This window comes from Pseudoduganella ginsengisoli, assembly GCF_009720865.1.
GTDB lineage: Bacteria > Pseudomonadota > Gammaproteobacteria > Burkholderiales > Burkholderiaceae_D > Rugamonas > Rugamonas ginsengisoli.
On sequence record NZ_WNLA01000034.1, the window covers coordinates 40,618 to 49,576 of the forward strand.

Here is an 8,959-nt window from a genome sequence, read left to right on the forward strand (position 1 = left end):
GTATCAAAGAAGGGTGAATGTTTGCGCGGTGGAAACCAATATTTCCCCTTTTTTAACTAAACAGAAACAAAAACGCCCCAGGCCGGGGCGTTGGATGTGCGTTGATTACGCGGCAATGAGCGGGTGATAATCGATGATCAATGGCGCATGATCGGAGAAGCGTTCTTCTTTATAAATGGCCACCTGATGCGCCTTGCCGGCGATACCCGGGGTGGCGACGTGGTAATCGATACGCCAGCCCACGTTCTTGGCCCAGGCTTGGCCGCGGTTGCTCCACCACGTATATTGCTCTTCGCGCTGATCAAGGCCGCGGTGCACGTCGACAAAGCCCACCTCATCAAACACGCGGGTCAGCCATTCGCGCTCTTCCGGCAAGAAACCGGAATTTTTCTTATTGCCTTTCCAATTCTTCAAGTCGATTTCTTTGTGGGCGATGTTCCAGTCGCCGCAAATGACGACTTCGCGGCCTTCCGCATGCAACTGCTGCAAATGCACGATAAACGCATCCATAAAGCGGAACTTGGCTTCCTGGCGTTCCGGTCCGGACGAACCGGACGGGCAATACACGGAAATCACGGTCAGCGGACCGAAGTCGCAGCGCACGTAGCGGCCTTCCGCATCGAATTCTTCGTTGCCAAAGCCGATCAACACGGCATCCGGTGCGATTTTGCTGTAGACACCCGTGCCCGAGTAACCCTTCTTTTCCGCGTAATGGAAGTGGCCGTGGTAGCCGTGCGGATTCAGGAATTCTTCCGTCATGTCGTCGGCTTGCGCCTTGAGTTCCTGTACACAGACGAAGTCGGCATCTTGCGCCGCCATCCACGTGAAAAAGCCTTTTTTGGACGCAGAACGGATCCCGTTCAAGTTCGCGGAAATAATTTTTGGCATGGTGAAGATTAGGGAAGGGGGTGTGTCGGCCGTGCCCGCGGATTAAAATACAGGCACTTACTATATTAAGAGGCAACTGTGAAAAATTTACGGCAAGAGTTTATCGCGTTTTCTGTGGCGACGGGAGTGTTGCGTTTTGGTGAATTCACCACCAAAGCGGGCCGTCCATCCCCTTACTTCTTCAACGCGGGCCTGTTCCATGACGGCGCTACCCTGGCGCAGTTGGCGCAATTCTATGCGCAAACGCTGCTGGACTCCGGCATCGAGTTCGACATGCTGTTTGGCCCAGCCTACAAAGGCATCACGCTGGCATCCGCCACGGCGGTGGCGCTGGCTGGCAAAGGCCGCAACACGTCGTTTGCTTTCAACCGCAAGGAAGCCAAAGACCATGGCGAAGGCGGCACCATTGTGGGCGCTAAGCTGCAAGGCAAGGTTGTCATTATCGATGACGTGATTTCCGCCGGCACGTCCGTGCGTGAATCCGTGCAAATGATCCGCGCTGCCGGTGCGGAACCTTGCGCCGTGCTGATCGCACTGGACCGCATGGAGCGCGGCGCCAAGGATGGCGTCATGTCGGAATTGTCGGCCGTGCAGGAAGTCACGAAGAATTACGGCATTCCGGTCATTTCCATCGGCAACCTGGATGATTTGTTTACGTACCTGTCCGGTGCGGCAGCTGATCCTTCTTTGCAGGAATATAAAGAAAAAGTCGCGGCTTACCGTAGTAAGTATGGCGTAGCGTAAATCCCACGGTGCGCTGCCGGGTCACCTCGGTGGCGCACTGTTGGCGGTTGGCTAGTGTAGACTTGGTTTGCTTTACTGAAACATTGGAAATGGAGCAAGAATGAACATTGCAACGTTAAAGGTGTACGGTGACGACGATGCGCTGGCCGATGTGCGGGATGGCTTGCCAGTCGAGCCGGACAGCGATTGGAAAAAAGGCGACGTGCGGCCTGATGGCCGTGTGCGCATTGATTCCGGCTTTTATGTCAATTTGGCTGCGGAAACCGATCCCGCCATGTTGATTAAACAAGTGCATGGTTTTTTAACGGAATGCCAGGCGCGCGGCATTGATTTTAACGCTGCCCCGATTGCCGCTGAATTACGCATTGCCTATACCGCTGGTGCAGCTGCTGCCGGCGTTCCTTCCCTTGATTTTTCTTTGGCTGAATTGACTCTGCTGATTGAAATGGGAATTACCCTCAGCATCACGTCATGAACAGTATGCGATTTTCTGAAGACAGGCTGGCCCGCTTTAAAGGGCGCGACGGTGCGGAACGCACCATTCATATCTGGGAACCATCACAACCCCGCGCCGTTATCATGGCGTTTCATGGCGCGCTAGCCCATGCGGGCGACTATGTTATGGCAGGTTTATATTTCCGCAGCCATGATATTGCTGTTGTTGGATATGACCAGTGTGGCCACGATGGTAAACGGCGCGCCGACATTCCTGATTTTGATATTTTCCTCGACGATGCGGAATTGTTCCTGCAGTGGGTGAAAAAGAATTACCCGGGATTGCCTATTTTTATCATGGGGCATTCGATGGGTGGATTGATTGCCACGAAGTTCGGTCTGGAACGTTTGAAGCGCAGTGAAGATGATGTCAAAGGCTTTATTTTGTCGTCGCCTTATTATGTGAATGCCGTCAAGATTTCTCCGATATTGCAGAAAATGTCCGGCGTGCTGGCTAAACTGTTCCCGAAAATGAAAGTGCCGGTGGAATCGTTTACCGATGTGCTGACGCATGATGCAGCGATTACTGCACGCCATCATGTGGATGAGCAAGATGCGATTCGCGCGTCGGAATTGACGGTACGCTTCGGCCATGCGCTGAGCGAAGCGCAAAAAGGTTTGGCGTCGGCCATTCCGACGTGGCGCATGCCTTTATATGCCGTGGTGGCAGGCGATGATAAACTGGCCGATAGCGCCGCTGCTGAAACCATGCTGAAAACCATCGGCGGCGATTTGCTGCGCTATCGCTATGAGCCGCAGAATTACCACGAAAACTTCAATGAAACCAATCGTACGGATATCTTTGCCGATATTCTAGGCTGGATGCAGCCCCGTATCGCCGCTTAATTTCCCTGTATTCCAATGCGTAGGGCGGGTTTATAAATCCGCCTTTTTTTACGTCGTCGAAACGCATACACGGCGGGTTCGGCTCGGCGTCCCCGTAGAACCCGCGCTACGATTTTCGCGGGTTTTATGCTAGTAATTGGCTTGATCGCGCTAGTTTCTGACGCTAAACCCGAAAAAAACGGCGCCCGAAGGCGCCGTGCATTTTTTCACCGTTGTGAAGAATCAGCCTTCAGCCAATTTCTTCTTCAACAATTCCGTCAACTGGGCCGGATTTGCTTTACCCTTCGACGCTTTCATTGCCTGGCCAATCAGCGCATTAATTGCCGCTTCTTTGCCAGCGCGGTATTGTTCAACCGATTTGGCATTGTTCGCCAACACTTCCACCACGATGGCTTCCAGTGCGCCGGTATCGGAAATCTGCTTCAAACCTTTCTTGTCGATAATCACATCGACCAGGTTTTCATCATCCGAATTTTCCGCCCACATATCGGCAAAGATCTCTTTTGCGATCTTGTTGGAAATCGTGCCATCAACAATACGTTTCAGCATATTTGCCAATTGCGCAGGCTTCACTGGCGACGCGCTGATTTCCGCATTTTCACGGTTCAGCGTCGACGATACATCGCCCATCAGCCAGTTAGCGGCAGCTTTGGCATTTTCCTTGCCAGCTTTTGCCACCACGGCTTCGAAATACAAAGCCATGCCTTTTGATGCTGTCAAAATCAGCGAATCATATTCAGGCAAGCCGTATTCATTGACGAAGCGCTCACGCATTACGGCAGGCAATTCCGGCATGTCGGCTTTGACGTCCGCAATCCATTGTTCGGAAATCATCAGCGGTGGCAAATCCGGATCCGGGAAATAGCGGTAATCCTGCGCATCTTCTTTCGAGCGCATTTGGCGCGTTTCTTTTTTGTCGGGGTCATACAAGCGCGTTGCCTGCACCACCTGGCCGCCATCTTCAATCAATTCAATCTGACGGCGCACTTCAATATTGACGGCTTCTTCAATAAAGCGGAACGAGTTCAGGTTTTTGATTTCGCACCGGGTGCCGAATTCTTTTTGACCCTTCGGACGCACGGAAACGTTAATATCGCAGCGGAATGAACCTTCTTGCATATTGCCATCGCAAATACCCAGCCACATAACGAGACCGTGCAATGCTTTGCAATAAGCAACCGCTTCAGCCGCGCTGCTCATTTCAGGCTCGGAAACGATTTCCAGCAATGGCGTACCGGCGCGGTTCAAATCAATGCCGGACATGCCGTGATAATCCTCGTGCAACGATTTGCCCGCATCTTCTTCCAAATGCGCACGGGTCAGATTCACTGTCTTGGTGACGAATTTGCCATCTTTTTCGTAGCCAAACGTCAGCGAACCGCCTTGCACTACCGGGTCTTCAAACTGGCTGATTTGGTAGCCCTTGGGCAAATCCGGATAAAAGTAATTCTTGCGCGCGAAGATCGATTGCGGCGCGATTTTTGCGCCTACAGCCAGGCCGAAGCGGATCGCACGGTCGACGGCTTTCTTGTTCATGACCGGCAGCACGCCCGGCAGCGCCAGGTCAACGGGGCTTGCCTGCGTATTGGCTTCGGCGCCGAAAGCGGTTGGCGAACCGCTGAAAATTTTGGATTCGGTAGTGAGCTGAACGTGGTTCTCAATACCGATGACGACTTCCCATTCCATATTGTTGTTTCTCGCTATTAAGGTTTACACGCCGCTAGGGACTTGCTTGTGCCATTCGGTGGCCAGTTGGTACTGGTGGGCAACGTTCAGCAGTTTCGCTTCGGCAAAGTAATTGCCGATGATTTGCAGGCCGACTGGGCGGTTGTTCGCGCCGAAGCCGCAAGGAATCGACATGCCAGGCAGACCTGCCAGGCTGGTCGACAGCGTATAGATGTCCGCCAGGTAGTTGGCAACCGGATCGGATTTGGAACCCAGATCCCATGCCACGGTTGGCGCCACCGGGCCCATGATGACGTCGCAAACAGCGTTCGGGCCGTTCAGCACGGTTTCGAAATCTTGCTGGATCAGGCGGCGGATGCGCTGCGCCTTCAAGTAATACGCGTCATAGTAGCCATGGCACAACACATACGTGCCCACCATGATGCGGCGCTGCACTTCCGGACCGAAACCTTCGGCGCGGGTCTTTTTATACATGTCTTGCAAGTCTTTGTAGCCTTCGGCGCGGTGGCCGTAGCGTACGCCGTCGAAGCGCGACAGGTTGGACGACGCTTCCGCCGGGGCAATCATGTAGTACGCCGGGATCGACAGTTTGGTATTGGGCAGCGAGATATCGACCAAGGTGGCGCCCAGTTTCACGTACTGGTCCAGCGCCGCTTTGACGGCGCCGGCCACGTCGGCAGCCAAGCCTTCACCAAAATATTCTTTTGGTACGCCGATACGCAGGCCGGTCAGCGGCTTGTCCAGGTCGCGGCTGAAATCTTCTTCCACGCCGCCTTGTTCCGGCGTCAGGCTGGTGGAGTCACGCTCATCGAAGCCCGCCATGGCGGACAGCAGCAGTGCACAATCTTCCGCCGTCTGCGCCATTGGGCCGCCTTGGTCCAGCGACGAGGCAAATGCGATCATGCCGAAGCGGGATACGCGGCCATACGTCGGCTTGATGCCGGTAATGCCGCAGAATGACGCTGGCTGGCGGATCGAGCCGCCGGTATCGGTACCCGTGACGCCGGGCGCCAGGCGGGCAGCCACGGCTGCGGCGGAGCCGCCGGACGAACCGCCAGGAACGGCCTTGTGGTCCCACGGGTTTTTCACGGGGCCAAATGCCGAGTTTTCATTGGCGGAACCCATGGCGAACTCGTCGCAATTGAGTTTGCCCAGCGAAACCATGCCCGCTGCCTTGAATTTCGCTACGACAGTGGCGTCGAACGGGCTCACATAATTCGCCAACATCTTCGAACCTGCAGTAGAGCGCCAGCCTTTGGTCACGAAAATATCTTTGTGGGCAATCGGCACGCCGGTCAGCGGAGTTGCCGTGCCGGCTGCAATGCGTGCATCCGCGTCGGCTGCTTCCGCCAGGGTCAACGCGCGGTCAACGTGCAGGAAGGCATTCAGATCGCTTTTTTCGATACGGTCCAGGAAATGCGTCGCCAATTGTACGGCGCTCACTTCTTTCTTCTGCAGGAGCTGGGACAGCTCTTTAATGGTTTTGTTGTGCATGGGATGTAATCAGATATTCAGTACGGAAGCCGTATGCGGTGGCTTAATCGATGACCTTCGGCACCAAATAGAGGCCGTCCTCGGTTTTTGGCGCAACTTGCTGGTAGTTGTCGCGCAAATTCGGCTCCGTTGCTGCGTCTTCACGCAAGCGCAACGCCACGCTCATGTGCGCGGCCAGCGGGTGGCTCAGGGGATCAACGCCACTGGTGTCCACAGCCTGCATCTGCTCGGCCAGCGCGAAGATGCCGTTCAGCTCTTCCAGGGCGGTGGCAGCGTGGTTTTCGCTCATTTCCAGTTGCGCCAGGTTGGCAATACGTTTTACGTCGGATAGTGTCAGGGACATATGCGGGATTGCGCGTTGGGGCGCGCTGTTGTGATATTGATAAAGAACTTACAATTCCTGCTATCTCGCAGGGAAAATCCAGTAATTGTTGTGCAATTCACCGTTGGGCTAAGCGCACATTAGAATGGATTTTTGGTAAATAACATCCAAATTATAAGGTAGAATGGCGGGTTGATGCGTGGCTGGCGCCGACCACCGGCGGCCGCCGCATCCACGGATACTCCCTATAACTGTTTATACGCGCGTGCGCCGCGCCACAGGATACTCATGTTTGGTTTTTTACGCAGGTATATTTCCTCCGATCTGGCAATTGACTTGGGCACTGCCAACACGCTGATTTATGTACGCGGTTCTGGCATTGTGCTGGACGAGCCATCTGTCGTTGCGATCCGCCAGGAAGGCGGTCCGAACGGCAAGAAAACCATCCAGGCCGTTGGTAAAGAAGCGAAACAAATGCTGGGTAAAGTACCTGGCAACATCGAGGCGATCCGCCCGATGAAAGACGGCGTGATCGCCGACTTTACCGTCACCGAGCAAATGCTGAAGCAATTCATCCGCATGGTGCACGACTCGAAATTCTTCCGTCCATCCCCGCGCATCATCATTTGCGTCCCTTGCGGTTCGACCCAGGTGGAGCGCCGTGCGATCCGTGAATCCGCACTGGGCGCGGGCGCGTCGCAGGTGTACCTGATCGAAGAGCCGATGGCGGCAGCCATCGGCGCCGGCCTGCCCGTGTCGGATGCAACGGGTTCGATGGTGGTTGACATCGGCGGCGGTACCACTGAGGTGGGCATCATTTCGCTGGGCGGCATGGTCTACAAAGGTTCCGTGCGCGTGGGCGGCGACAAGTTCGATGAAGCCATCGTCAACTACATCCGCCGCAACTACGGCATGCTGATCGGCGAACAGACTGCTGAAGCCATCAAGAAAGCCATCGGCTCCGCGTTCCCTGGCTCCGAAGTCAAGGAAATGGAAGTCAAAGGCCGCAACCTGTCGGAAGGTATTCCACGCTCGTTCACGATTTCGTCCAATGAAATCCTGGAAGCGCTGACTGATCCGCTGAACAACATTGTGTCCGCCGTCAAGAACGCGCTGGAACAAACCCCGCCGGAACTGGGCGCGGACATTGCTGAAAAAGGCATGATGCTGACCGGCGGCGGCGCGCTGCTGCGCGACCTGGACCGCCTGCTGATGGAAGAGACCGGCCTGCCTGTGCTGGTGGCGGAAGATCCGCTGACTTGCGTGGTGCGTGGTTCCGGCATGGCGCTGGAACGTATGGACCAGCTGGGCTCCATCTTCTCGTACGAGTGATTGCACTGACGATAGATGTGTTTTGCGGGGACTGCCGTGGCGCGTTCCCCGCAGTGGCATGCGTACAGGCTGACGCTGCGATCAGTCAGGCTTATACTGGCTGAGTGCGCGGGCCTATCGGTGGCGCGCAAGCGCCGGAATATCGGAAGCCATGGAATACAGTCCTCCGCCACTCTTCAAACAAGGCGCGCCTGCCCGCGTCAAAATGACGCTTTTTGCGTGCATTTCCATTGCATTGCTGCTGGCCGACGCGCGCATGAACGCGCTGAAAACAGTCCGGCAAGTCGTTGGCACGGTGTTATATCCGCTGCAAATGGTGGCGTTGCTGCCGCGCGACGCTATCTATGGCGTGGGCGATTATTTTTCGTCGCTGTCGTCGCTGGAAAAGCAGGTGCGCGACTTGAAGCAACAGCAAATCGCGTCCGCCCAGGCATTGCAGCAAGCGCAGCTCTATAACGCGGAAAATGCGCAACTGCGCAAACTGCTGGATGCCCGCGAACGGGTGCCTGGCAAATCGCTGCTGGCAGAAATCCTGTATGACGCGCGTGACAGTTCCAGCCGCAAGATCGTGCTGGACCGCGGTATTCAGCAGGGGGTGCAGCTGGGCTTGCCCGTCATCGACAACCAGGGCGTGGTGGGCCAGGTGACGCGCGTGTTCCCGTTCACGTCGGAAGTTACGCTGTTGACGGACAAGGAACAGGCGATTCCCGTGCAAGTGCTGCGTAATGGTTTGCGCAGTGTGGCATATGGCCGTGGCCAGTCGGGCCAGCTGGAATTGCGCTTTGTCGCGGCCCAGCAGACGGACAATGTGCAGGTCAATGATATTTTGATCACGTCCGGCCTCGATGGCGTGTACCCGGCCGGCCTGGCTGTGGCGCGCGTGACACAGGTGGAAAATTCCAATGGCGTATTTGGCCGCGTCGTATGCCAGCCGCTGGCCGGCATCCAGAGCCACAGCCAGTTGCTGATCCTGATGACGCCGCCGGACATGCCGGCCCGTCCGCCGGAAGAAGAACCGTTCAAACCGAACAAGAAGAGCAAAGCCAAAGAAATGGCGAAGGAAGTGCAGGGGACTGCGGCGCCGGCAACGGCTGCCGGTGCACAGCCCGCCGTGCCAGGCGCAGCGCCCGCTGCGGCGCCTGCCACTGCGCC

At 55.9% G+C, this 8,959-nt stretch carries 9 protein-coding genes; 5 read left to right on the forward strand and 4 right to left on the reverse strand.

The window, feature by feature from the left end:
• Positions 1–105: 105 nt before the first annotated feature.
• A complete protein-coding gene (locus GM668_RS28345) occupies positions 106–888 on the reverse strand; it encodes an exodeoxyribonuclease III (protein WP_155442339.1) in 783 nt (260 codons plus the stop codon).
• Between the two features lie 78 nt (positions 889–966).
• Between GM668_RS28345 and pyrE the strand changes: the two genes are divergently transcribed.
• The 3 genes from pyrE (at position 967) to GM668_RS28360 (ending at position 2,973) form a co-directional block, all read left to right on the forward strand.
• Positions 967–1,632 (forward strand): orotate phosphoribosyltransferase, encoded by a 666-nt coding sequence (pyrE, locus tag GM668_RS28350; RefSeq protein ID WP_170305893.1) that lies wholly within the window; start codon positions 967–969, stop codon positions 1,630–1,632.
• A 100-nt stretch (positions 1,633–1,732) separates the two neighbouring features.
• Positions 1,733–2,107, forward strand: a complete 375-nt coding sequence (locus tag GM668_RS28355; RefSeq protein WP_155442340.1) for a hypothetical protein — start codon at positions 1,733–1,735, stop codon at positions 2,105–2,107.
• On the forward strand, positions 2,104–2,973 hold the full coding sequence (locus GM668_RS28360) for an alpha/beta fold hydrolase (RefSeq protein ID WP_229500035.1): 870 nt from the start codon (positions 2,104–2,106) through the stop codon (positions 2,971–2,973). The genes GM668_RS28355 and GM668_RS28360 overlap by 4 nt, the downstream gene beginning before the upstream one ends.
• Positions 2,974–3,195: 222 nt before the next feature.
• Here the strand turns inward: GM668_RS28360 and gatB are convergent, their stop codons facing one another.
• Genes gatB through gatC form a run of 3 tightly spaced genes read right to left on the reverse strand, consistent with a single transcriptional unit; the run spans position 3,196 to position 6,496 of the window.
• On the reverse strand, positions 3,196–4,659 hold the full coding sequence (gatB, locus tag GM668_RS28365; RefSeq protein WP_155442341.1) for an Asp-tRNA(Asn)/Glu-tRNA(Gln) amidotransferase subunit GatB: 1,464 nt from the start codon (positions 4,657–4,659) through the stop codon (positions 3,196–3,198).
• A gap of 24 nt (positions 4,660–4,683) precedes the next feature.
• Positions 4,684–6,153: an Asp-tRNA(Asn)/Glu-tRNA(Gln) amidotransferase subunit GatA gene (gene gatA, locus GM668_RS28370; protein ID WP_155442342.1), complete on the reverse strand. Its 1,470-nt coding sequence runs from the start codon at positions 6,151–6,153 to the stop codon at positions 4,684–4,686.
• 43 nt (positions 6,154–6,196) lie between these two features.
• Positions 6,197–6,496 carry an Asp-tRNA(Asn)/Glu-tRNA(Gln) amidotransferase subunit GatC gene (gene gatC, locus GM668_RS28375; RefSeq protein WP_155442343.1) on the reverse strand — a complete coding sequence of 100 codons (300 nt, stop codon included), beginning with the start codon at positions 6,494–6,496 and terminating at the stop codon, positions 6,197–6,199.
• 267 nt (positions 6,497–6,763) lie between these two features.
• Between gatC and GM668_RS28380 the strand changes: the two genes are divergently transcribed.
• Together GM668_RS28380 and mreC are read left to right on the forward strand one after the other, a co-directional pair.
• Positions 6,764–7,807, forward strand: a complete 1,044-nt coding sequence (locus GM668_RS28380) for a rod shape-determining protein (protein ID WP_050409489.1) — start codon at positions 6,764–6,766, stop codon at positions 7,805–7,807.
• A 151-nt stretch (positions 7,808–7,958) separates the two neighbouring features.
• On the forward strand, positions 7,959–8,959 hold a 1,001-nt coding region (mreC, locus tag GM668_RS28385; protein ID WP_155442344.1), incomplete at its 3' end, for a rod shape-determining protein MreC.

What these genes read in the sequence shown, in the direction of transcription:
- GM668_RS28360 (WP_229500035.1), top strand. Translation starts at nt 2,104, where the DNA reads ATGAACAGTATGCGATTTTCTGAAGACAGGCTGGCCCGCTTTAAAGGG.
- gatA (WP_155442342.1), bottom strand. Translation starts at nt 6,153, where the DNA reads ATGCACAACAAAACCATTAAAGAGCTGTCCCAGCTCCTGCAGAAGAAA.
- gatC (WP_155442343.1), bottom strand. Translation starts at nt 6,496, where the DNA reads ATGTCCCTGACACTATCCGACGTAAAACGTATTGCCAACCTGGCGCAA.
- GM668_RS28380 (WP_050409489.1), top strand. Translation starts at nt 6,764, where the DNA reads ATGTTTGGTTTTTTACGCAGGTATATTTCCTCCGATCTGGCAATTGAC.
- gatB (WP_155442341.1), bottom strand. Translation starts at nt 4,659, where the DNA reads ATGGAATGGGAAGTCGTCATCGGTATTGAGAACCACGTTCAGCTCACT.
- GM668_RS28355 (WP_155442340.1), top strand. Translation starts at nt 1,733, where the DNA reads ATGAACATTGCAACGTTAAAGGTGTACGGTGACGACGATGCGCTGGCC.
- GM668_RS28345 (WP_155442339.1), bottom strand. Translation starts at nt 888, where the DNA reads ATGCCAAAAATTATTTCCGCGAACTTGAACGGGATCCGTTCTGCGTCC.